Genomic DNA, 22,751 nt, shown 5'->3' with positions numbered 1-22,751 from the left:
TTGTTATGTTTAAGTAATCTTCTCATTATTTGCTCAAGTTTAAATATAAATTGAAAATGATAGATTTAGTATACTTTAAAATAGTTTCTTTGTAATCTCTATCTCATCAATATCTTTATTACTAAATCGAATTATTTTTTTCTGTATAAAGAGCTGAGGATATTCCTTTTTTAATTGCTCTAGTGCATTTGCTGTAAAGCAAACATACCATCCATCTCCAACTTCTCCATCATATCTTGAACTCATTTCCACATTGCCGTCAATCCAATAGACAGATTTTGCTATAATTTCTTTATTCTTGTTTTCCCAGCTAAAAAGTTGCTTGGCCGGTCGCCAACCCAGTTTTTTTGCTAAGGAGGGATTAACTGCTATCCAATTAGCTTTATTGGTGCTAAAATTTAAAGTGGGAGCTCTTTTGATAATGATTGAGTTTCCGCAATCAGTAAGATTAAAATAGTCGTTGCTATTGTTAACAATCATTGTTTCATAGATATTACCAGTTCCAAAATTATAAGAATCTTGCTGATGAGATATCTGACTCATAAAGATTTCTGTTGGGACATCCCAACCTAAATTTTTTAATACTGAATGTTCAGCAGCCAATATAAAATTCTGATCGATACTCGCGATTGTTTCATTTAATCTGGATGTTTCTGACAAACGTTCAATCCACTTATTTTTTACACCACCATACTCATCTTCCTTTGTACTATGAATGAATTTAGGTTTTACCTCTTCAGGAAAGTAAGAAAGTGTAGTATCTGCAAGTTCAAAATATTTTGATATTTCTTTTTCATCTATCAATTGACAGTCTATTAATTCACCCGCTGTTATCATAACGGCATTGCGAATTGCAGATAATTCAGGGTTTATAAATGCGTAGTTAAGTTCAAGGTCGTTTAGTAGATTTTTTATTTCGGAAAGCTTATATTGACGATTACTTTTCGTAGCATTTTCCTTTTTAATCGAAACGATACGTGCTTTTATGTTTTGCTCAGGTAGTTGTGATGTAGAGGCTAATATGCGAATAAGATAATTAAAGGGCCTAAATAAATCTTCTTCCGGATTGTAAGCAGCTTCGTTTCTATATATACTTGCATTTGGATTATGAATTAGGTGTAATGAATAGATACCTGGAATAGCAATAGCAGGAGGTATTGGAATATTTTCTCCTATTTTAATAAGTATTCTTCTTGCAATGATTCTATGTTCTAAATTTGATGAAAGACAATAAGATTTAAGTTCTTCAATAAATAGAGTTAAAGTGGGTGAATTTTGTTCAAATAAAAGCTGTATAACATCAAAAAGAATAGTAAGATCAACTTTTTTATCTTTAAATATCTTTATAGTATAACTGTTTTTTTGATGAATATATTCAGCGAGTAAAATTTTAATACTTTCCTGAAGAAATGGAATCGGTAAAGATATTATATACAAAAGATAATCAACCATTGTTTGGCTGATATCAATTTTTGTGTCATCGAATTTAGGAATATTACTAGATACTTTGCTGTTTATCATCAACCTCTTAACATAATCAAATACTTCGTTCCAGATGTTACTTAGCACGATATTCTCACTTAACAAAGGAACAATATTGCTTAGCTCACTAACAAAAAATGTTGGGTAGGTGCTTGCAAGCACATCTTGACAAAATATTTCAAAAGCTTTGTCAGAGGCTTGTTTCGGATTAATTTTTCTTAAGGCTTTGAATGCATTTATTCTGCTGCCTCCGTCGTAACCAACACTCCAGCCGGACTCTCCTGATAGTTCTAGACTTTTTTCAGCTAATTCATATGCTAAGATCTTATCACCTTTATTCAAAGCGGCTGTGCTTAGGTTAGAATAAAAACCTGATTCTCTCTTTCTTACCTTGGCAGAGACTGAAATTTCTTTAATCTCTTCTATGGTTAGTTTTGGAGCAACATTATTAATTACATTGGACCAGTCGAAATACGAATTCGAATGATCTTCCTGCATCCCTATTTCTTGTAATGACTTATAATCACTTACTAATGATATGATTGTTTTTTCATCAAAATTCCTATATGGATTTTTCAATACAATATTATTTGTAGAGCTGTGATCGGCTCTTCTTCCTACCAGTGGCGGAACCTCAAGATCAACTTTTATTTTAGCTTGGTTAATATTGTTCTCATCAATAAACTTTTTGATGCATTGAATGAAATCATGTCGGTCGGCTTCGAAAGATTTGGCCCTAATCTTATGTACTAAGTCTTCTAAATGGATATCAAAAAGCTCTTCTCCTAATATTTTGTAACCTTTTTCTAGTATTATTTTAAGAAGTTCCGGTGTTTCTTCTTTGGCTACTGTTAAAAATAGGGTACTATAGAAAAGCATTACCATATTGTAATCGGCTTTAGAGTGACAATCTTGTAAAAGTGCTTTAATCAACAGTCGAAGGGATTCAATAAAGCCAATTAGTCCGTTTTCTAATTGCCAAGTCAAAATTTGTAATCCTGTATGTAAATCGTATTGCAGGCCAGCTTCTAGAATATCTTCTGTTGCCTTCCAATATGCTCTTCCTTCTGTTGTATCTTTTAGATGTTGTAAATTGCCTAAAAACCATGATAGTCTTTGAACTGCACCTTGAGGCTCAGCCCTGTTAATTTCTTTAAGCCAGTCTATCCAATTACTGTATTGATAGTCTTTTCGGTAACCTACACCGAAAGACTGTAAGCAGCTTTGTTGTAGCCAATATTCAGATTTTTCTAAGTTGTTGATAAGTTGGTACACTCTTGCTTGTGAGAGGCATTCCTGAAATCTAGCCTCCAGATCGAGACTATCCAACATATCGATTTCTATTTTTTTAAGTTGCTCGTGAGCCAATTCATGCGTAAGACCATTGATCAATAAACAGTTTATAACATTTCGTTTAGCATCTGAACTCCAATATAAAGGTTCTTTGACGAACTCATCAAAGAATAATTTTGCGGTTTCAGTAATAGCATCCTGACCCAATGGGCTAATAGAATCAATGAGATACTTAAGTGTTTCATTTCGAGTTTTACCAAGTTTGTACGAAAATTCATTTCGAGGATGAAAATTTCTATAATAAAATTTGATTATTGGTAAAATTCGATCTTTGAGGCGGTCGATGTCTTTGTTTACAATGATATCTGTCTCAATCTTAGTAATCAAAAATAATATTCTTTGAAATTTTACTAAGATTTCCTTATCGCCTTCTGAATCGGGTATTGCGTGAGTTAGTACTTTATTTTTTTGACATAGATTAAGTAACTTGTTAAGTCTGATTTGATGTTCAAATTCATAAAGTGAATCGTCATATCCAAGATTTTTTGAAATTTCTTCTGTTGTTGGGTAACTTACCTGTTCTATCCACAAAAAGGTTTCATGTAAATCTGCTGTCACTCTGTAAATAAGATCTGCAATGTAGGTTCGCCAATAATCATTCGTGACATTATCGATCGGAAACCTTTTTTTTATAATCGCTAAAAAGTAAAATGCACGGTTATTATCATTGTCATCTAGACATTTTAAGATAGCGTCCTTAAGAAGCTGCAGTAGGATACTTTCTTTCGTGATATTACTATCTGTAAGTTTGGTAATTATAATTTCAAAATCTTCCCATTTACTTTGTGAGACAATACTCCTTCCCATTTGTAAGAATAATGAATTAGTAAGATCCTCTGCTGGTTCATCTGTTGCATAAGTATTGTAATCTTTCGCCAACATAATATGACTTATTATATTGACAATTTTGGTGGTGTCCTCAAAGTAGGTTGCAGTTTCCACCCATTCTTCTAATGAATTTTTATCCTCCTCATAAAGGTGGTCATCCTCTAAAGTGATTGATTGTCCAACTATAGAATCTGGTTGTGCTAAATTATAAAGTAATTGAGCTTCGGATATAAGTTCTCTTTCGATGAAAGACCTACATTCTTTTAGTATTATTGAGTTGTCAACCTTAAGAAATGTACCGTTTCGTAGAATTCCAACAGCTTCCTCCACATTATTTAATGCTAAAAGTTCTTCGACAAATGATGACGGGTTGTATGTGAAAAGTCTGCTTCGAATTTCGGATAAACAGAATAAATATCTTAGTAACAAACTAATATTCTTAGTTCTTCTCGCTATTTCAATTCCATATTTAGCATCCTGTTGAACTTCTTCTGTTGGTCTGAAGTTCAGCAGCTGATCGGTAAGATGCTCTGAATTAACAATTGCTTGGAATTTATTATAGTCTCCTGCATAGAATAGGTGATAATTTGCTTTCCAAGACTTTTCTTTTTGAGATTTTAAATATAGTTCTGCAAGTTTAAGATGATAATTGCTGTCACTAGTGGGATCTAACTGATTAGAAAAATAGTTTAAAGCGGTTTCAGTGATAAGAAATTGTCGAAAAGAATTGTGGAAAAAGTAAAGAGATTGATTTTCTTCATTAAATAAAGCCTTTGCCTTATCTCTAAATTCCTTATAAACACTTTGCGCAAAGTTCCATTCCTGCAGAAAATTGGTATTTATACTACCGTTAATCCTAGCTATTAATCCCATTAAATCAATTAGTTCCGAATTATTGCTGATCGGATCCCACAATTTTTGGTAATAATTTTCAATATTGCCATCAATTTCTGGTAGTTTAGCGAGAGTATTGCTTACGGATTCTCCCTTATCCAACCATCCTGCAATATAGGTGAGATAAAGTGGGTGCCCCTGTGACTTCTCAAAGATCAGATCCTTTTCAATTTTTCCAAATTTAATAGGAAGGTGCAGAGCTTCAATATATTGATAAACATCTTCCTTCGTTAAACTACTCATTTGAACTGTCCTTTCACCTGATTGAAAGACCTTTTTTATCTCTTGCGGAATATCACGCAGCTCAAATGATTGGCTGCCTAGGATAAATATAACACCGTCCGGAATAGCGTCTGGCACAGGTAGCTCTTTCAAAAAAGTATTTGCTACCTCCTGATATTCTCGAGGCACATGATCAAGTCCGTCTATTAATATTACTGTTTTCTGTCCGTTTGTTTTGAATTTTTCATTAAGTAGCCCCAGTTGTTTGATAAATATATCTTTGAGAAAGATAATATCTTTATAAGGAAGAATTTCACTACTGTAGATTCCTGCGTCCTTCAGTTGTAATACAAGATCATAAAAAAGATTTACAGCATTTCCTCTTTCATAGAAATTTTTAGGAGAAGATGGCTGTAAGAAGTCAAAAGCATAATATTTAACAACCTTTTCACTTATGGTTTTAGACCATTGGTTAAGAAGCGTAGATTTTCCTGATCCAGGTCCACCAATAAGATACAGATATCCTTGGGTTACTTCAGAAAATTTTCGGTCAAGCTCATCTATCGTAGCTTTGATGGGTTGATAGGCAGAATTTGTATAGATAAGTTCATGATTAAACATGGTTCTGAATCTGTCTCCCCAACCCAACCCATTAATAATTTGAGAACTAGAGAACTCAACAAGACGATCAGGGTTTGCAACTTTTTCAATAATAAACCTGCTTAAATCAGTTAAATCTTGTTCTTCTTTATCATATCTACTATTTTGAATACTAAAATTTTTCTGCTGATAGTTATGCTGAAAATCAAATACTTTTATGAATTCCCAAAATTCAATTTCGGTGGTACAGCAGTCTTGCATTAATTTAATAATGTTATTCCATTTTTTATCAGGTTGTATTTCTTGCCTTATTTTGTTCAGGACACATGTTATAAAACCAGTGAAATTATCGCTGGTCCCGTCCTGCAATTTGATTTGATCGTTAACTGATGCTATCTTATTGGTAATAAGATGTGGAACTACAGTTTTTCCGGTGTATTTTTCTTTTAATTTTTTCCAGCTTTCAAAAATTTTTGGAAAAAGATTCATAAACTGTTTGAAAGTAATGACACTATCAGCAATTGTCCATTTTATCTGGTAGGCGTGAACTTCAGTATTTGTAGAATAGAGAATGTCATCTAATTTTTCAGCTTCAGGATCAGCAACTCGAATCCATGATAGTGTTTTGTTGAATAAATTAATGTAAACAAATCTTGCAAATTCGTCAAATTGTGGTAAATATCCACCAATTGCAGCTCGTTCTCCTTTTGCTGAAATTTGATTTCCTTCCATACTAATAGTTATCTAACAAAAATAATAAGAATAAGTAAAAAAGGTTCAAATGGTAGTGAAAAATCGCAGAACAGATAGTGAAAATTTTATTGATTTAATAAATATATTTTTACCAAATAAAGATTCTTTGATGGTGACTATCATATTTAATCTACTTACATAATTTAAATGTATTAAATATTTTTAAGGTATTATTACGGAAAACCGTAGACAGTTACTGGCGTGGGTTATTATATTTGATTATGGAACAAAAAACAATTACGCTTACATATCAGGAATTCTCTGATATTCTGCAAGGTCTTGTTATTGCAATGAAGGAACTTGATAAATATGAGAAAGGGTTGGACAAGATTTTTGCTGACCGGCTTGAAACTATTTGTAGAAAAATTGAAATACAAATAGAATAAAAAACCTTACATTTGTAGTACAAGAGCCAAAGTATTTTGGGTCTATGTTGTTGAGATTTTGCAGATTATTCAAAAATATAAAGAGATGTGGCAAATTCGTGGCACTTTTAAAATAATTGTTTTTAATTGATTAATTATCATTGTTTTAGACTTGGTGGTTCGAATCCCTCACTCTCCGCCAGGTTAGAAACCAAAATAAGCTAAAACGCTGTAAACATTAATGTTTACAGCGTTTTTTGTTTTAGCGCGAGTATCAAAAAATCAAATGACCTTTTAGTGACCTATCGTGAAAATTTGAAATAGATCACTAAAAATGCAGGAAAACCTGACCAATAGAAAGTGTAACCATTGTACATCCCATTTATTTACGAATCACAATAAATGGCAGTTATTCTCAATCCATTTTCTCAAAATTAACGGAATAAGGCTGATGGAATTTATAAAGAATAGATTGAAGGAAAATGAAGAGAACTGATTATTGTGTAAATTTGATACTTAATCATCAAGGTATTAGAAAAATTATTAGAATATGTTAAGAAGCTTGGGAGTTTTTTCAGATTTTGAATTGCAATTATTTAATCAGAATATTGAATTTAAAATCGTTGAAAAAAATGAAGTTCTACTTTCTGAAGGTGAAATTTCAAAATCGATTTTTTTTATTAAAACCGGAGCTCTTTATCAACTCCAAAAGATTGATGATGAAGAAAAAATTATTGATTTAAATATTCAGAATGATTGGGTTTACAATTTTGACAGTTTGACTAATCAAATTCCTTCCAGTACAATTATAAAGTCATTTATCAAGTCAGAAGTTGTAGAGTTAAAACTGGAAAGCTTACACAAACTGATTTCGATTTCACAAAATTTTTTGCAACTCAATAAGATTTTTAATTCGCTGTCTACTAAAATTCATATTTATGACAGCAATTTAAATCCGACTGAAAAATATAATTATCTTCTTAAAAATAAACCTCAAATTATTAAAATTTTTCCTTTAAATATGATTGCTTCTTATTTGAAAATGCGCCAGGAAACTTTGAGCCGGGTAAGAGCTAATGTGTTTTTTTGATTTCGATCAAGTGTTGTTTTAAAATTAATTATAGAAATTTGAAAGAAAAAAAATGATTACTGATATTATTGCAAAATTGCCAATGAGGCAAAAAGAGCTTACTTTAAATTTTTATAAAAAATTAGGCTTTACAGTTTTCGGAAATGAATTTGATAATTACTTAATGTTACAAAGAGATAATTTACAATTGCACTTTTTCGAATTCAAAAACCTTGTTCCAGCCGAAAATTACGGACAGATTTATATCCGTACAACATCCATTGAAAATTTGTATAACTCATTTATCGAAAATAAAATCCAAATACATCCTAATGGAAATTTAGCGGAAAAAATTTGGGGACAAAAAGAGTTTTCTATTCTTGACCCTGATAGTAATTTGATAACTTTTGGGGAAACATTGATTAAAAAATGCCTGTAATATTGGTTGGTTTTAAACATTTGTACAACATTAAATAATTATGCAAATAGCTTTTACAGGTGCACATAGAGTCGGAAAAACAACTTTGACAGAAGAGATTGCGGAAAGTTTACCTGATTATGAATTAATAAATGAGCCTTACTTACAGCTTGAGGAGGAGGGATATTTGTTTTCAGAAATACCAACATTGAATGATTATATTGAGCAATTCAATCTTTCGGTAGAACAAACAGGAAATAGTGATGACGACGTGATTTTTGACCGTTGTCCATTAGACCTGTTGGCATACATTTATGCGATAAGCAAAAAGAAAAATATAGCCGCTCTTTACGAAGAAATGTCCACAGCAATTGCTGAAATTGACCTCCTGGTTTTTGTTCCTGTAGAAAAAGTCGATGTAATTATATGTCAAGATTCGGATTTACCCAATTTAAGACACGAAGTAAATGATATTTTACAAGACTGGATTGGAGATTTCAGGAATGAAATTTTAGAAGTAACCGGAACTTTAGAAAACAGGAAAAAACAAGTATTGGATAAGATAACTAGTATGGAAAAATAGAAAACACAGTTTTTTTATTGATAAAATCTCTTTATTTGTAAAGGTCTTTTTCTATAAAATTATTAAAATGTTTCAAGAACTCTTTTGCCCCATTTTCTTTATTTCTGATTAAGTCCTGTTTCGTCATTGGATTTCCGGTATTCGAATCAAAAAATAGTGTTTCCGACATTTCAGAAGAGCTGTGCATTAATTTAATATTTTTTGCAGGGTCTTTCATATATTCATTCCAAAGTTGGTTGAATTTTTCCTTTGTGACGAAAATCTCTTTCACTTTTGAATCTATAAGCGAAGGTGTATCGCTGAGCTTCTGACTGCCCACTAAATTAAAAATATGAGTTTTCCCTTCGTCTTCGATATTTAAGATTAATCCTGGCAAACCACAAAATTTATAAGGTCCGTCTTGGATTTGAATGTCATTGGTAAACCATGCAATCCAGTTTCTTCCGCCAAATTGAGTAGTTGCTTTCTGAGCTTTGAAGCCTTCTATACTTTTTGTTTCCGGAAGAATAGTCCAATTCATTTTCTTCGATTCTTTTACCGCAACGTTACTGGAATTAAGTGAGGTATGATAAACTGTTTCCAGGCTCGGATATGTTTTGGAAACTCTAAAATTGGCTTTCGGATGCTTAATTTTTCTAAAATCAATGTTGATGGAATTTGAAACCTTTCCTTTTTCAACTTCAGCTTTGAAAAGAGAATCTCGCGTAATAAGCAAAGCACTGTAAAAATAAGAACCGTCTTTTGTGATATCAAGATTCATAATTTCCTTTTCAACATTTTCTTTATTTAATGAATCCAGTTTGAATGAATATTCATATGTAAATCTTTGATTTTGAGAAAACAGGATTCCTGAGATTAATAGGAAAAGAGCGATGATGATTTTCATTTTTATTAGAAATAGCTTTTTTGGAATTACAAATGGTTACTCATATCATTCAAAGATAAGGAATGTTTCTCACAGTCGACTGATGGTGTATCCGTAAACCTGTATAAAAAATATACAGTTAAAAAACAAGAATGAAGTATTGATATGTCCGGTTATATTTCCTGTGTAAAACCTCATGGCTATTTCACACAGGTTGGGCAGCCGATAAGCGGTGAATTGACCATAAACAATTTCAACATGATCTTCAACCGGGTAAATTTCAATGGCTCCCTGACAGGTGGCATTCCGGAAACTCAGGAAGTGATAGATTACCGTGCCGAAAATAAAATTTTATCCTCAAATACAAATTATCAAAGCCAATGAATTGAATGATGCCTGGGATAAAGTTGTAAATAAGGAAGCACGTTACAGATATGTGATAGATGCAACAACTATCTAATGCCATTTAATTATTTCATTGCAATAATATCCATTGCTACAATTGATAAGTCATTATTAAATTGATGCCCACCGGACGGTATTTCCCGGAAAGTTGCCCGGGGAACCTCAATTTTATAGCGTGCGAATTGTTCATAAGGAACAATAGTATCATCCCTGGTCTGATAGAAGAAAACAGGTAAATCTTTGGGGAGCTTCTCTGCAAAATTGTCTTTTAGTTTAAGAGGTTGAATCCAATCTTGCGTGCCATTCCAGAATGGGGGAGCAATCAGAAATACTCCTTTAATATAGCCGGGAATTTTGAATTCCGATAAATATTTCAATAACATGGAAGCCCCAAGAGAATGCCCGACCAATATAAGATCTGCATAAAACCCGGAGACCTCAATATCTATCTGTTCAAGCCATAATGTAGCCAGAGCGTTGGTTTCAACCTCTGGCATTTTAGGATAATGTATTTTAAAATCAGCTCCCAAAGCCTGTTCCAGAGATGGTAACATTTTACTATCCGATCCATAACCATCATCTCCGCCGCCATGAATAAATAATATCTGTTTCATTTTTTGAGATTTTAAACAAAGTAAAACCTGTCTTAAAAAGTTAAAAATATAAAGATACAAATATTAAAGAACTACATATGCGGAAATAAGCGGTACTGCCAATTCTACAACGGGATAAACTAAAATAATTAGTATCGGAGCTTGCTAAAAATGAGGATAAGCATTTGGAGAAGAGGTTTAAATCTTATGCAGAATAATATTGATTCAGTGATCAAAGCATTCTGTATAAAGCTTTACTTGACATGAGAATTAATTTTTTCTCTGCTTATTACAAAAAGTGATAACTTTTTCTACAAAGAGTGATGTTTTTTTCTACAAGCAGTAGTAATTTTTTCTACAAGTTTTTTTCTTTCAAAACTCAGGGAAAATTTAGTTTTGTGGTAATAAAACTTCTCCCCATGAAAAAAAACGATTATCCCTTTTCTTCTTTCTTAAATTCAAGAGCACAGGTTGCTATTGGTTTCCGAATCTTTCAATACAAGCTTTTATAACTGAAAACTGAATCGTCATCTCAAAGTACAAGGAGAAACATATAACACCGAATTTATATTCCAATTGTTTCTTTGAAAAACCTGTAATGAATTTAACATTATAATTAAAAACACAGGTCCTATATCCATTACCGGATGCAGGTTTTCAGGTTTTTATCTTTTCAGATTGAAAGTACACAGAAAAAATATACTAACTAAAATATATAAAAATGCTTAAAAATTTTACTGTATTATCAGTGGTAGCTGCGTTGCTTTCTTACAGCATTGCTTCTGCACAAAGTGTCGGAGTCAACACGGATAAACCAGGCTCAACACTGGATATTAACGGATCTCTGGCTGCGAAATATACTGCAGTCACTTCTGCAACTTACGCAATGACTTCTTCAGATTTTCATATCTCGTACAATGGAACAGCAAATGCTACTTTCACCTTACCGGCAGCCATATCGGGAGCGGGTAATTTTAAAGGTCGTATGTATCACATTAAGAATAATACCGCTTTTACCATTACGGTAAATCCTGCAACATCGGAAACCATTAATGGAAACGCAAGCATTACGGTGGCACCTAACCAAAGCCTGCAACTGATCAGTACAGGTCTTACGGGAGCTGCTTCTACCTGGGAAGTATCAGGAAATAATTCGTTAATGACAGCCAGCAACGGGCTTACAGCTGTGGCTAATGATGTGAGGCTGGGCGGTACACTTTTGCAAAATACAGCAATTGATTATGGAGATAAAGCCTTATATTTTAGAAGTAATGTAGATGGTTATGGGCTTACCGCAATCAGCAACATTAACGCCGGTACAAACGCAGCTGCACTTTTGCAGTTTACAAATAATGCAGGAAGCTCTCTGGATATGTTTCTTAATTCTTCAACGAAAACCACAGACGGAGGTGCCAATGCCGCAACAATAAGCAATCTGGGTGGTCCGATTACTTTAAAAGGGAGTAATTCAATTGCGCAGTTTAGGGTAGGCTTCAATGGGCTTCAGTATTATTATAACGCAGGCAATATGCTTAGTGTTGATGGCAATGGTGATATATCTATGAACAGGCCTGAGGTGTCGGGTGTTGGCGGAAATAAAGTATCTGCCACACAGGGGCACCTTGACTTAAGTGGATATAATACTCTGAATGGGAGTAGTACCCAGATCTACCTGGGAGCTCAGGGATTCAAATACAGTTATAGCGGAGCTACGGTAACGACAATTGACGGTTCCGGAAATATCTATTCAGCAAGTTATAATATCGCTTCAGATATGCGTTTGAAAACCCAGATTAAAGAAATCGGATATGGCCTCAATACAATTATGGCTCTACAGCCCAAACAATATGAAATTTCAAACAATATTGAAATTAAAGACGGTAAGCCGGTCGTTGATCCGGGGTTGAAAACACAGCATAAAGTTGGTTTCTTGGCACAGGATCTTTATAAAATGATTCCCGAAGCAGTCCATAAGCCGAAGGACGACAGCAAAGAAATCTGGACCGTTGATTATACCGTACTTGTTCCTGCATTAACGAAGGCAATCCAGGAACAGCAGGCAGAAATAGAACAGCAAAAAACAAAAATTAAAAAACTGGAATTCGAAATGCAGGCTATCAAAAAGAAATTAGGCCTGTGAAATCATAGAATGGGTAAGAAATAATAAATCTGTCCCTATAACCTGAAAATCAAATCACAACCATCCATGAGATTCTAAAAACATGAAAACATTATTTTAATGAGACATCCCTCAGTTTTCATTAAAATCAAGATAATAACATGCATTAATGTACCAGATGTTTATTAAAATCAAATATTTTATTAGACATCATTTATTTCAGATTCTTAACTATATAATTGGAAAGATTTGAATGGTCCATTAAGGTATGTTATTATTTTATTATGATTTGCAGTGCAGGGGTTTTGGACTTATTTTGTGCTGCTTTAACAGTAACCGGTCAAATACAGATCTAAAATAATTACCGGATTTTTCATCATAAAAATTAAATCTTGCCTTATGACAAGTAGACTTTCGTGATGGCTTGGTAATTTTGGTTAAAAGTTTTTACGGTTAAATAAAGCTGAATCAAAAATTTAATATTAACTTTTTCTGAAGTATTCCGGCTTTTTATAACTATGAAAATTTAAACTAAAACCTAAATACATTATGAAAAATTTCAGATTCTATAATCTTGTTAAACCATTACTGATGGTTGGCTTTATTATGTTGACAGCATTACCATTAAGCGGGCAGCAAGTTAAACCCACAGAGAGTGGCTATGCACCTGTAAATGGCATCAAAGTTTATTATGAAGTATACGGCGAAGGAAGGCCTATCGTTTTGCTGCATGGTGCTTTTATGACCATTGATATGAACTGGGGACAGTTAATTCCTGAGTTGTCAAAAACAAGAAAAGTAATTGCTGTTGAATTACAGGGACATGGCCATACACCGTTTTCTGACAGAAAATTATCACAGGCAACTTTAGCAAGTGATGTAGAAAAAGTAATGGATTACCTGAAAATTGAAAGTGCTGATGTAGTAGGATATAGTTTTGGTGGTGCCATAGCTTACCAGTTTGCGATACAAAGCCCAAAAAGATTAAAGAATTTAGTGATCATCTCTGCAACCTATAAAAGCAGTGGCTGGATACCTGAAGTCAATAATGGTTTTAAAGGAATGAAACCGGAATTTTTCACAAATACTCCCCTGAAAACCGCGTACGATGCAGTAGCTCCTGATAAAACAAAATGGGCCAAATTCCTGGAGCAGATGATAGCTTCCGCCGGAGTGCCGTATGATCTGGGTGATTCTAATATTGCTAAAATATCTGCGCCCGTATTAATCATTTCCGGTGACAATGACGGACTGGATAAAGTTGAGCTGATGAAAACATATAAATTATTGGGCGGTGGCGTTTCTGCCGATTTGGGTGCTATGCCGAAATCTCAACTGGCTATTGTTCCCGGACAAGGACATGTCAGCCTGATGATGCAAACCTCAACAATTTTAGGCTACTTGAACGGTTTTTTAAAGTAATTTTATCCGATACATATTAAAATTAAGTTGACTATATACTATTTTACACTTATTTGTTTTTGGTTCTTTCAATGATCGGCTTATATATGCAAAGAAAATGATAGTCCGATCTATTTGAGATGAGCAAAGTTTTAATATCTATAAATAAATTTTCAAAAAGAATCCTTCACAGCAGCTTTGCTGCTTTTCTTTGTTTTTCTTAAAATATAGGAGTTGAATTTTAAAAGCTTTGCGTTAATGAAAAATAATGAATTATATAGTCACCAAAATTGAACGAATGATAACTTTTAATTTCAAAAAATAAATAAAATGAGAAAAATAACTGTTTTATCAATGATTACCTTGGATGGGGTTATGCAGGCACCCGGCGGACCTGAAGAAGACACATCCGGAGATTTTAAATATGGAGGCTGGACTGCATCTTACGGTGATGAGCTTTTTGGGCAGATCATGCAGGAAGAGATGAAACCGGCAGATTATCTTTTGGGTAGAAAAACCTTTGATATTTTTTCATCCTACTGGCCTCACCATGCTGATTTCTGGCCGGGTATCAATGACGGCACCAAATACGTCCTGTCACAAACCCTGGAACAGTCAGACTGGAAAAATACCGTTTTCCTGAAAAATCCTGAAGATATTGTAAAACTTAAGAATTCCGAAGGTGCAGATATTCAGGTTTGGGGAAGCAGTAAGCTTATTCAGATGTTACTTAAACATGATCTGGTAGACGAGCTTAAGCTCAAAATTTACCCGCTGATTTTAGGTGAAGGAAAAAAACTGTTTGATAATAATGTAATTCCGGCAGCATTTAAATTAACAGAGAACCAGGTGACATCCAAAGGAGTTATTATAGCCACTTACAAGCGTGAAGGAGAGGTTGTAATGGGTGATGTGGAAATTTAATTCTTAGATTGTTCAGGTTCTGAAGAATCTCTGTAATTTTGGAGTATTTATGTAAATTGCAATACATAAAACGGGTTAACATATATTGTAACTCTAATCATCAAAGAACAAATTTATTCAGAAAAATAATCAGAACATGGAATTTTCACCATTCAACAATGTTGTTAAACTCTGTCTTCAAGGTATGGGCATGGAAGAAAACGGCAAACCTGACGAAGCAATCAAGCTATTTATGCAAGGCTGGAACGAGGCAGCCAATGATCTCGAAAAATTTCTTTCGGCTCATTACATATCCCGGCATCAGAAAACAGTCTCTGACCAGTTAAGATGGCTGGAAACAGCTTTAGAATACGCTTTAAAAATAAATGATGATACCGTTAAAAGTGCCCTGCCTTCCCTTTATTCAAATATTGCCAGATGCTATGAAGATTTAGGTGACACAGAAAAGTCAAAAGAAAATTCTGAACTGGCGATGCTGTTTAAAGGAAACCCTTCAGACAAAGGCCCTTTTTATCATGGCACGAAAGCAGATTTGAAGGTTGGTGATTTACTGATGGCAGGCGGTCATTCTAATTATAAGGATGAATTCAAAATGAATCATATTTATTTCACAGCCCTGGTTAACGGGGCAGGGCTTGCCGCTGCATTGGCAAAAGGGGACGGACGTGAGCGCGTATATATTGTTGAGCCGACAGGGAATTATGAAAATGACCCGAACCTGACAGATAAAAAATTTCCGGGGAATCCAACCCGTTCCTATCGCTCGGAAGCACCATTAAAAATCATTGGAGAAGCAGAAGATTGGGTTAAACCAAGCCCCGAAGAGCTCCAGAAATTCCGTGAAAAATTAGAGAACAACGAAGGCAAAATCATCAATTAGTCCCGGGATCATGGTAAACGATTATAAAAAATACGACCTGTTTGGGAAGACATTCATGCAAAAGATTGCATTAGCGCCACCATTCAGGTTTGATTTTCCTGTTACTGAGCAGGCCTGTTTTCTATACGTTTTACAAGGTGAGTTCCAATATAAAGGAGATCATAAGGAGATCAATATCCCTGCGGATTATTCTTTATTGCTGAATTGTATCAGTTCCGGAAAACATATACACAATTCAGATCCGGAAAGTAAATGTGAGATCGTAATTGTTACCTTCTATCCGGATATACTGAAGAAAATTTATGACAGGGAATTGCCATTATTGCTTCAGACACCCAGGAATGTAATTTCAAATAAATCAAATGAAAAAATAAACAACGATTTTCTGATTCAGAAATACATTGAAGGATTATTGTTTTACTTTGAAAATCCGTCACTGGTCAATGAAGATATCCTGGTCCTTAAACTCAAGGAAATTATCCTGTTGCTGTCCCAGACACAAAATGCGGAAGCGGTGCAGCTCATATTGTCGCAGCTTTTTTCTCCGGTGACTTATACTTTTAAGCAGATTATTGAAGCCAATCTTTTTTCACAACTAACGATTGAGCAGCTGGCAGAGCAAAATAATTTAAGTCTGTCTTCATTCAAAAGAGAGTTTGCAAAGCTATATAATGATACACCTGCCAATTATATTAAAAATAAAAAGCTTGAAAAAGCGGCCGAACTGCTCCTGGTTTCTGACCAGCGTATTACTGAAATTGCATTTAATTGCGGATTCAACGATCTTGCGAATTTTACCAGGAGCTTCAGCGACAAATACCATCTTACGCCCAGAGACTATCGTCAGAGCCTGAAAAAGAAATAACAGGTTCTTTATTCCCATATTTTAAAAATTACTGACCTTAATTTTAAGGTCTTCTTTATGGACCAAAATACCAAATAATTGAACTGATTCACAAAGTTATTCCCTTCTTTCTGTTGCAATTTTGCACTGTTCCTTCAGAAGATTCAAATCTTAATAAGGTTCATAGGCTCTCGGGCATCAATATTTTTTGTAACAGAATAATTTAATTAAAAATATCATAAAGATGGGACTATCAGTTTTAGGAATTTTTCACACCCTTATCGGCATTGCTGCACTTGCAGGTGCATTAACAGGATTTATCAAATACGGTAAAATCAATTTGAGCGTATTATCGGGAAAAGTATATTTTTACGGAACGATGGTTACTTCGGTAACAGCATTGGGCATTTCAAAACACGGAGGTTTTAATCCGGGGCATATTTTTTCCCTGTTTATCATTCTTTTGGTATCCGTGGCTTATTTTCTTTATTCAAGGAAGAAAGGAAACATAAAAGCACGGTATTTTGAGAATTTTTTACTGTCTTTCAGCTTTTTTCTGTCACTGGTACCGACTGTCAATGAAACGTTTACACGTGTTCCGATAGGGCATTCTTTGGCTAAAGATATCAGTGATCCGGTCATCGGTAAAACACTTCTGATTCTTTTTGTTCTTTTTATCGGAGGTTCTGTTTATCAGTTTATCAGACAAAAGAAAATTAATAAGCCGACATCGGTTTACATGGAGCCTTAACGGGCTCCATTAATAATGGTAATGATGCAGGTTCCTGAACAGGATTGATGTTTACTCTGTATAATATGCATACATCCTTTGAACTTTCCCTTCCGCATTAAAAAACATGACTTCAATGGCATTTTTATCCATCACAGATTTATAATACAGGACAACTGAATGGATACCTTGCGTAACTTCATAAAGCTCAAAATGCAGATCGGGGATTTTATCGAGAGCCTTCCTCCAATAATCGCCAACAGCTTCTTTCCCTTTAAGAGAGCCTTCTCCGGAACCTAAAGCGATTTTTATCATAGGCGTCGTGATTTCTATATCATCGGCATAATGGTTTAATATATCGTCGAGATTATGAGAGTTCCATGAATTGATCCAGAGTTCAGCAAATTTTTTAGCATCCATAAGACAAATTGTATTTAATTTAGATAATGATATTAACGGGCATATATTTTTCCTGGTTAAGGCTTTATTGGTGCTGCTTAAAAAGCCATTTGGGGATTTCACCATTTAGAAGGAGTGGGATGGTGATATTATTGTGATCAAGTTGAGTGTAGGTTTTAAAAGTTAACTTCTTATTACCCGACAGCTTTGCATATAATTCTGAGCTTCCGGTATAGGGGTTTTCAGTATCGTTTTGTCCGTGAATTAGTAATATGCTTTTGTTTTTCCATGCTGACAGATTTGAAAAATCGGGTACTGCGGCGATAGAAACCATTGCTGCAAATTTTTGCGGAGCTAAAGCCATAAGGTTTTGAGCTGTAGATGCCCCCATTGAATACCCGACTAAATAGATCCTTGACTGGTCAATATTATATTGAGTTTCGATCTCTTTAAGTAATTCCAGGACTAATTGGACATCATTGCCGGGTTTTGATTCCAAAACTCCATTTTCATTTTTAAAATAATTTGAAGAGCGTTCATTAAATTGCGGGGCAATGACAAAACAATTGTATTGGCTGTAAATTTCTTCTCTGAGCCAGATTCTTGATAAAGGTTCCAGCTGTTTTTCATTATCATTTCCTATCCTTGTGGAATTATGAAAAGTAATAACCACAGGATATTTTTCTGCTGCATTATACTTTTTGGGAAGCAGAAGCCTGTAGGGTAATTCTTTTCCGTTGTGTTTATAAATCAATTTCTGAAAATCATGGGTTGGTATTTGATTGAGTATAGCTCTTGTTTCAAAAAAGGTCACACTGTCGACTTTCAAATTGTCTGAGCTTTTATTCTGTGCATTTAAATAATTTGAAATCATCAGAATAAAAGAAAATACACATACAGTTTTTAAATATCTGTTCATATGGTTATATAAAATTTTTTGTCAACAAAAATAGGAGCATTTATTTCTTTGATGTATCACATTATAATTTATCTGATTTTCTATAGATAATAATATATCAATAGTTAAATATAAACTAAAAAGAGAATCCAATTGAATTCCCTTTAATTTAATCTGTCATCAACAACAAAAACGTCCTCAATTGAGGACGTTTTTTCGTTTTTTATAAGCCAAATTGATCTTTATATTGGCAACCTTGAGAAGCACCACTGTTAACAGCATTTGCTAAGTCATCAATAAAAGCCTGGCTTCCATCAGCATATTCACTTGAGAAAGTAACAGTCATATGACCACCACCACAAGGTAAATCAAACTCAACAACATACCAGTTTTTTAACAGCATTTTTACAGATAAATTCTGAACGTTCATAGATTGCTCAAATTTAGCATAAGATTCTGTTTTTGTTTCAGTTGTGCCTGCGAATGCCAGTGAAGCAAATGTCAATGCTCCTAATAGAAATAATTTTTTCATAGTTAAAAATTTATATAATTAAAAGTTTTTATTAATGAAGACTAATCAAGAAATACGTTTTGCGAAGACAGCTGTTCTTTTCTTCTTTTGGTATAATCAGTACCCCGATCATCTGTAATGATGATGTTGTCGCCGAAAGTATTAATATTAGGATTCTCGTAATATGTTTTTCGGGCTTTTAGAAATTCATCTTTAGATTTTAATTTGATAACGCTGCCTAAAGAAAGAGGCTCTATTATTTCTGAAGATTTTTTAATTTCTACAGCATCAATTGTTACCGTATTATTTTTGTTGTAAAGCTTTATTATTAAGCCGGGAAGGCCTTTAAACCTGAATGGACCTTCCGAAAATAAATATTGTTGAGTATACCATGCAAAGAATGTATCTCCTGTATCAGTTACAGTTTTGGCCAGATTACATTTCATTCCGTCAATGGTCTTGGTTTCATTTAATAATTCCCATTTAAGCTGCGGCTCTTCAAATGAATAATTGTATTTACTTACGGGTAGGGTAGAAGTAATAATATTCCCGCTTTTATAGACGTTACCTCTCACTTTTGGATAGGCCGGAAGAGTTCCTAAGTTAATTTTCCCGCCAACCATTTCTTTTGATTTCTGATAGAGATAATCATAATATTTTTTAGCATCACGGCTAAAATAAAGTGACTCATTTTCATTACATAATAATGTAACTTCTGCATAGGAGGCATTATTTTTATTTGTACTATCCGGAATGAATTTCATATTATACCTGACTTCTAATTTGGCCAGATTATTCTGTGCAGATGAAAAGAAAAAGCTTAAAATAAGTAAGACTGATAGTAATTTGTGTTTCATTTTCTGATAAATAGGATTCGGAGTAATTAATTAAAATATATCTATAATTTATAAGATTAAATCCCTTACCCGTGTATTGCAAATCTAAATTTTTATTCTAAAATTTCAAAACTTTTATGAAAAATTTTCATTTATTTTTTATGCAATCAGTCTCCTGTTCATAAACCTTTATGACAGTTTGTAATACAGGTTTATAAACCCGGATTGTTATATTGTAATTTAAACAGATGACCTTTTACAAATAAAAGTCATTAATAAAATCTCCTGCATTTGACTTTGCAAACACAGGAGATACCCTACTAAGAAAAATTATACGAACCTTGTTTAAGATAAAAATTATCTGTTATTTTAATAAAGTCAGGGTGAAACTATTTTCTGCAAAAGTATTCCTTGATGTATTAGTAGTACAGCCGGCAGCGCATCTTACCTGCATATAATAAGTTCCGGCTGTCAGGTAGGCTATATTTGAAGTATAAATAAAGTCAAAGCTTCCGGTTCCTGTAGCCATGTGGATGTCCTGTGAAGGAAATGCAGGGCTTACATAGGCTGTTGCACTTTTGCTTAGATTGTAGGCAATAAAAGCTCCGCAACCCACCGGGCTTTTGTTGGTGATGAGGCGTGGTGAAACAATATAATATCCGGGAACCGTAACAACAGCATTTGCCCCCGTATAGGTCATCGTACCCAAAATATTAACATTAGTACCCGTTGTTGAGTTAACGATAAGGGCAGAACCGGTAGTGTCACGCCAAGTACCTGTACCATTGGCATCAGAAACTAAAACCCTTCCTTCAGCCTGAGTTCCATCTGCAATTTTAATTGCCCCCGGAGTTGTTCCGTTGTTGATATCTAATCTTGTAGCGGGAGCTGCGGTACCTAAACCCACTCTGTTATTCACAGCATCTACATTCAGTGTGGTGTTATCGATCTGAAAATGGCTGGTTCCGGTAGTGGCAGAAGAGGTAAAAGAAAGATTTTTGTCAGCCATTGTTACTGTTCTGTCCGATGTAAGTGTTCCGTCATCTTTATAAATATTGATGTCCGGTGTTCCGTTGTTTATTTTTTGCCAGACATTTCCGTCAAAAAAATAATACCCTTCCGTTGTAATGTTGATTGTTTTTGCGGATGCTGTTCCTACTGCAGAAGTAGCGTAGATAATACTTCCTTTCTGGTCTGCCATATACTGCGCATCACCGGCTTTGATCTGATCTCCTGTAAGCCTGGGTGCAATAAGCCCTTCCGGCCTGCTTCCATCAGTAGTTTTTGCTGTTACATCCAGAGTTGCTTTTGAAGAACTTGTATTAATGCCTACCTGGGAAAAAAACAATTGAGCCAACAAAAGGCATGATAATAAATTAATTCTGTTCATTGTTTTATATTTTTAAAGATTCATTCTTAAAACAAATGGAAACGGGAAGAAATTGTGATAGGGTTTTCACTGAGTCCGCTTACTGATTTTGGTCATTTTTGTGTTTGTTAAGCTTCTTATAAACATGGCCGGAATGCTCCAGCCATGTGGAATAACCTGCAGACAGAATCGAGGGAATTTCTGCATGGTTAAAAATCATTGTGTTTCCGGAATCGTAAATTCATTAAAAAGTTTAATGAGGATAAACCATTTTCGGGCATAAATGAAAGTTTTGGTTTTACCGGCAATTATAATAGACAGTTGTGTTATCAGATAAATGAGATGGGAATTATCTTTGAAGTTCTATAAAAATATACCCCAATGCCCCAAAGCCAAGTCCGTCTCCGTCTGCTATGTGAAAACTTACCCTATAGAAAGTTTTATCTACATAAGAAAAGAAAGTAAACTGTGCGTGGCCGTCTTGTGTACAGTTAACGGGAATCATGGCAGGATTGGGATTACCCGGAATGCCTGCTCCTATATTGGCAAACGTAGGAGTTATCGTTAAAGGAACGCTATCGATGAATGCAGAACCATTCTGTGCCGTCCTGTAAATTCCATGAATAATACCTGTATTATTAGTTCCTGTCGTTGTTCTTACCTGGATATAAGAAGCTACATTTGTGCAGGTGGTAGCAGGGTATCTGAACTCTAAAGAGCCTATGGCAACAGCAGAACTGGCAGGGGTAGTCGCATTGATGTTAAATGACCTGAATGATGTAGTTACCGAGCTTTGTACCACAACATTTCCATTGGCATCAATCCCAAGGGGTGAAGTATTGGATGTAGGAGCAGTATTATTATTGATATCGGTAAATTTTAATCCCGAACTTCCCGCTACTCCCGATGCTACTTCTATTTTTGCTGTAGGAGTGCTGGTTCCTATTCCCACTCTGTTATTGGCTGCATCTACGGAAAATGTAGATCCGGCTACTGAAAAAGAATTAGGAGATGTTCCGTTGAAGGTCAGTGTATTACCAGCCTGTGTGACCGTTCTGTTTTCTGTAAGGATTCCGTCGGAATTATAAATATTGGAATTCAGTTTCACCCATGCGGTTCCGTCAAAAAAATAAAAGCCGGTGTTATCGATATTGACTGCAGTTCCTGTTGGTGTTCCGGTGGCTACGCTATCAACATAAATAAGTGTAGAAGCGGTAACTCCGGTCATGCTTTGGGCTCTTTGCCGGTCAATTCTCGGAATCAATATACCGTCTGTTGCCGTGCTTGTTCCTGTAGAATTTTTTGCCGTTATATCAAAGGTTGCTGAAGGAGTAGAAGTATTAATACCAACTTGGGCGAAAATCCCATAAGGAATTAATAAAGGCAATAGAATTTTTTTCATTTTGTAAT

At 34.4% G+C, this 22,751-nt stretch carries 20 protein-coding genes; 11 read left to right on the top strand and 9 right to left on the bottom strand.

The genetic code is table 11. From position 1 onward, the window contains the following. Window positions 1-75 precede the first annotated feature (75 nt). The gene (locus AB8P06_RS04880; protein ID WP_369838665.1) at window positions 76-6,111 is read right to left on the bottom strand and encodes an NACHT domain-containing protein; all 6,036 of its coding nucleotides are present in this window, start codon (window positions 6,109-6,111) and stop codon (window positions 76-78) included. Window positions 6,112-6,353: 242 nt separating this feature from the next. Here AB8P06_RS04880 and AB8P06_RS04875 point away from each other — a divergent pair, with 242 nt between their 5' ends. The 4 genes from AB8P06_RS04875 to AB8P06_RS04860 all read left to right on the top strand — a co-directional run bounded on the left by AB8P06_RS04875 (window position 6,354) and on the right by AB8P06_RS04860 (window position 8,567). Beyond that, a complete protein-coding gene (locus tag AB8P06_RS04875; RefSeq protein ID WP_369838662.1) occupies window positions 6,354-6,518 on the top strand; it encodes a hypothetical protein in 165 nt (54 codons plus the stop codon). Between the two features lie 541 nt (window positions 6,519-7,059). Then, window positions 7,060-7,587 carry a Crp/Fnr family transcriptional regulator gene (locus AB8P06_RS04870; RefSeq protein WP_369838659.1) on the top strand — a complete coding sequence of 176 codons (528 nt, stop codon included), beginning with the start codon at window positions 7,060-7,062 and terminating at the stop codon, window positions 7,585-7,587. 52 nt (window positions 7,588-7,639) lie between these two features. Next, a complete protein-coding gene (locus AB8P06_RS04865; protein WP_369838656.1) occupies window positions 7,640-8,005 on the top strand; it encodes a bleomycin resistance protein in 366 nt (121 codons plus the stop codon). Window positions 8,006-8,045: 40 nt separating this feature from the next. Next, window positions 8,046-8,567, top strand: a complete 522-nt coding sequence (locus AB8P06_RS04860) for an AAA family ATPase (RefSeq protein ID WP_369838653.1) — start codon at window positions 8,046-8,048, stop codon at window positions 8,565-8,567. Window positions 8,568-8,598: 31 nt separating this feature from the next. Here the strand turns inward: AB8P06_RS04860 and AB8P06_RS04855 are convergent, their stop codons facing one another. Next, on the bottom strand, window positions 8,599-9,453 hold the full coding sequence (locus AB8P06_RS04855) for a GLPGLI family protein (RefSeq protein ID WP_369838650.1): 855 nt from the start codon (window positions 9,451-9,453) through the stop codon (window positions 8,599-8,601). Between the two features lie 144 nt (window positions 9,454-9,597). Between AB8P06_RS04855 and AB8P06_RS04850 the strand changes: the two genes are divergently transcribed. Continuing rightward, window positions 9,598-9,816, top strand: a complete 219-nt coding sequence (locus AB8P06_RS04850; RefSeq protein WP_369838648.1) for a hypothetical protein — start codon at window positions 9,598-9,600, stop codon at window positions 9,814-9,816. Between the two features lie 86 nt (window positions 9,817-9,902). Here AB8P06_RS04850 and AB8P06_RS04845 read toward each other — a convergent pair whose 3' ends face one another. Then, complete coding sequence (locus tag AB8P06_RS04845) at window positions 9,903-10,451, bottom strand: alpha/beta hydrolase (RefSeq protein ID WP_369838646.1); 549 nt, start codon at window positions 10,449-10,451, stop codon at window positions 9,903-9,905. Window positions 10,452-11,151: 700 nt separating this feature from the next. Here AB8P06_RS04845 and AB8P06_RS04840 point away from each other — a divergent pair. The 6 genes from AB8P06_RS04840 to AB8P06_RS04815 all read left to right on the top strand — a co-directional run bounded on the left by AB8P06_RS04840 (window position 11,152) and on the right by AB8P06_RS04815 (window position 17,349). Beyond that, window positions 11,152-12,570: a tail fiber domain-containing protein gene (locus AB8P06_RS04840; RefSeq protein WP_369838643.1), complete on the top strand. Its 1,419-nt coding sequence runs from the start codon at window positions 11,152-11,154 to the stop codon at window positions 12,568-12,570. A gap of 528 nt (window positions 12,571-13,098) precedes the next feature. Beyond that, complete coding sequence (locus AB8P06_RS04835; RefSeq protein ID WP_369838641.1) at window positions 13,099-13,971, top strand: alpha/beta fold hydrolase; 873 nt, start codon at window positions 13,099-13,101, stop codon at window positions 13,969-13,971. Between the two features lie 309 nt (window positions 13,972-14,280). After that, window positions 14,281-14,874 (top strand): dihydrofolate reductase family protein, encoded by a 594-nt coding sequence (locus tag AB8P06_RS04830; protein WP_369838638.1) that lies wholly within the window; start codon window positions 14,281-14,283, stop codon window positions 14,872-14,874. A gap of 472 nt (window positions 14,875-15,346) precedes the next feature. Beyond that, window positions 15,347-15,754 carry an NAD(+)--rifampin ADP-ribosyltransferase gene (gene arr / locus AB8P06_RS04825; RefSeq protein WP_369840028.1) on the top strand — a complete coding sequence of 136 codons (408 nt, stop codon included), beginning with the start codon at window positions 15,347-15,349 and terminating at the stop codon, window positions 15,752-15,754. Between the two features lie 10 nt (window positions 15,755-15,764). Further along, a complete protein-coding gene (locus tag AB8P06_RS04820; protein WP_369838635.1) occupies window positions 15,765-16,619 on the top strand; it encodes a helix-turn-helix domain-containing protein in 855 nt (284 codons plus the stop codon). A gap of 223 nt (window positions 16,620-16,842) precedes the next feature. Next, window positions 16,843-17,349 carry a hypothetical protein gene (locus AB8P06_RS04815; RefSeq protein WP_369838632.1) on the top strand — a complete coding sequence of 169 codons (507 nt, stop codon included), beginning with the start codon at window positions 16,843-16,845 and terminating at the stop codon, window positions 17,347-17,349. 51 nt (window positions 17,350-17,400) lie between these two features. Here the strand turns inward: AB8P06_RS04815 and AB8P06_RS04810 are convergent, their stop codons facing one another. From AB8P06_RS04810 to AB8P06_RS04785, 6 genes are all read right to left on the bottom strand, one after another. After that, entirely contained in the window at window positions 17,401-17,748 is a 348-nt protein-coding gene (locus AB8P06_RS04810; protein WP_369838629.1) for a nuclear transport factor 2 family protein, read from the bottom strand. Between the two features lie 64 nt (window positions 17,749-17,812). Next, on the bottom strand, window positions 17,813-18,646 hold the full coding sequence (locus AB8P06_RS04805; protein ID WP_369838626.1) for a carboxylesterase family protein: 834 nt from the start codon (window positions 18,644-18,646) through the stop codon (window positions 17,813-17,815). A gap of 202 nt (window positions 18,647-18,848) precedes the next feature. Continuing rightward, window positions 18,849-19,157 (bottom strand): hypothetical protein, encoded by a 309-nt coding sequence (locus AB8P06_RS04800; protein ID WP_369838623.1) that lies wholly within the window; start codon window positions 19,155-19,157, stop codon window positions 18,849-18,851. Between the two features lie 41 nt (window positions 19,158-19,198). Further along, window positions 19,199-19,993 carry a GLPGLI family protein gene (locus AB8P06_RS04795; protein ID WP_369838621.1) on the bottom strand — a complete coding sequence of 265 codons (795 nt, stop codon included), beginning with the start codon at window positions 19,991-19,993 and terminating at the stop codon, window positions 19,199-19,201. Window positions 19,994-20,336: 343 nt separating this feature from the next. Then, entirely contained in the window at window positions 20,337-21,362 is a 1,026-nt protein-coding gene (locus AB8P06_RS04790; RefSeq protein ID WP_369838619.1) for a phage tail-like protein, read from the bottom strand. A gap of 328 nt (window positions 21,363-21,690) precedes the next feature. Further along, window positions 21,691-22,743: a phage tail-like protein gene (locus AB8P06_RS04785; protein WP_369838616.1), complete on the bottom strand. Its 1,053-nt coding sequence runs from the start codon at window positions 22,741-22,743 to the stop codon at window positions 21,691-21,693. Between the last annotated feature and the right edge of the window lie 8 nt (window positions 22,744-22,751).

This window comes from Chryseobacterium tongliaonense, from assembly GCF_041224435.1.
GTDB classification, from domain to species: domain Bacteria; phylum Bacteroidota; class Bacteroidia; order Flavobacteriales; family Weeksellaceae; genus Chryseobacterium; species Chryseobacterium tongliaoense.
Note: the sequence above shows the minus strand (reverse complement) of the source record. Positions and strands in the feature narration are given on the sequence as shown.

Coding starts and splice junctions, on each gene's coding strand:
- AB8P06_RS04880 (WP_369838665.1), bottom strand. CDS start 6,111: ATGGAAGGAAATCAAATTTCAGCAAAAGGAGAACGAGCTGCAATTGGT.
- AB8P06_RS04875 (WP_369838662.1), top strand. CDS start 6,354: ATGGAACAAAAAACAATTACGCTTACATATCAGGAATTCTCTGATATT.
- AB8P06_RS04865 (WP_369838656.1), top strand. CDS start 7,640: ATGATTACTGATATTATTGCAAAATTGCCAATGAGGCAAAAAGAGCTT.
- AB8P06_RS04860 (WP_369838653.1), top strand. CDS start 8,046: ATGCAAATAGCTTTTACAGGTGCACATAGAGTCGGAAAAACAACTTTG.
- AB8P06_RS04855 (WP_369838650.1), bottom strand. CDS start 9,453: ATGAAAATCATCATCGCTCTTTTCCTATTAATCTCAGGAATCCTGTTT.
- AB8P06_RS04850 (WP_369838648.1), top strand. CDS start 9,598: ATGTCCGGTTATATTTCCTGTGTAAAACCTCATGGCTATTTCACACAG.
- AB8P06_RS04845 (WP_369838646.1), bottom strand. CDS start 10,451: ATGAAACAGATATTATTTATTCATGGCGGCGGAGATGATGGTTATGGA.
- AB8P06_RS04840 (WP_369838643.1), top strand. CDS start 11,152: ATGCTTAAAAATTTTACTGTATTATCAGTGGTAGCTGCGTTGCTTTCT.
- AB8P06_RS04835 (WP_369838641.1), top strand. CDS start 13,099: ATGAAAAATTTCAGATTCTATAATCTTGTTAAACCATTACTGATGGTT.
- AB8P06_RS04830 (WP_369838638.1), top strand. CDS start 14,281: ATGAGAAAAATAACTGTTTTATCAATGATTACCTTGGATGGGGTTATG.
- arr (WP_369840028.1), top strand. CDS start 15,347: ATGCTGTTTAAAGGAAACCCTTCAGACAAAGGCCCTTTTTATCATGGC.
- AB8P06_RS04820 (WP_369838635.1), top strand. CDS start 15,765: ATGGTAAACGATTATAAAAAATACGACCTGTTTGGGAAGACATTCATG.
- AB8P06_RS04815 (WP_369838632.1), top strand. CDS start 16,843: ATGGGACTATCAGTTTTAGGAATTTTTCACACCCTTATCGGCATTGCT.
- AB8P06_RS04810 (WP_369838629.1), bottom strand. CDS start 17,748: ATGGATGCTAAAAAATTTGCTGAACTCTGGATCAATTCATGGAACTCT.
- AB8P06_RS04805 (WP_369838626.1), bottom strand. CDS start 18,646: ATGAACAGATATTTAAAAACTGTATGTGTATTTTCTTTTATTCTGATG.
- AB8P06_RS04800 (WP_369838623.1), bottom strand. CDS start 19,157: ATGAAAAAATTATTTCTATTAGGAGCATTGACATTTGCTTCACTGGCA.
- AB8P06_RS04795 (WP_369838621.1), bottom strand. CDS start 19,993: ATGAAACACAAATTACTATCAGTCTTACTTATTTTAAGCTTTTTCTTT.
- AB8P06_RS04790 (WP_369838619.1), bottom strand. CDS start 21,362: ATGAACAGAATTAATTTATTATCATGCCTTTTGTTGGCTCAATTGTTT.
- AB8P06_RS04785 (WP_369838616.1), bottom strand. CDS start 22,743: ATGAAAAAAATTCTATTGCCTTTATTAATTCCTTATGGGATTTTCGCC.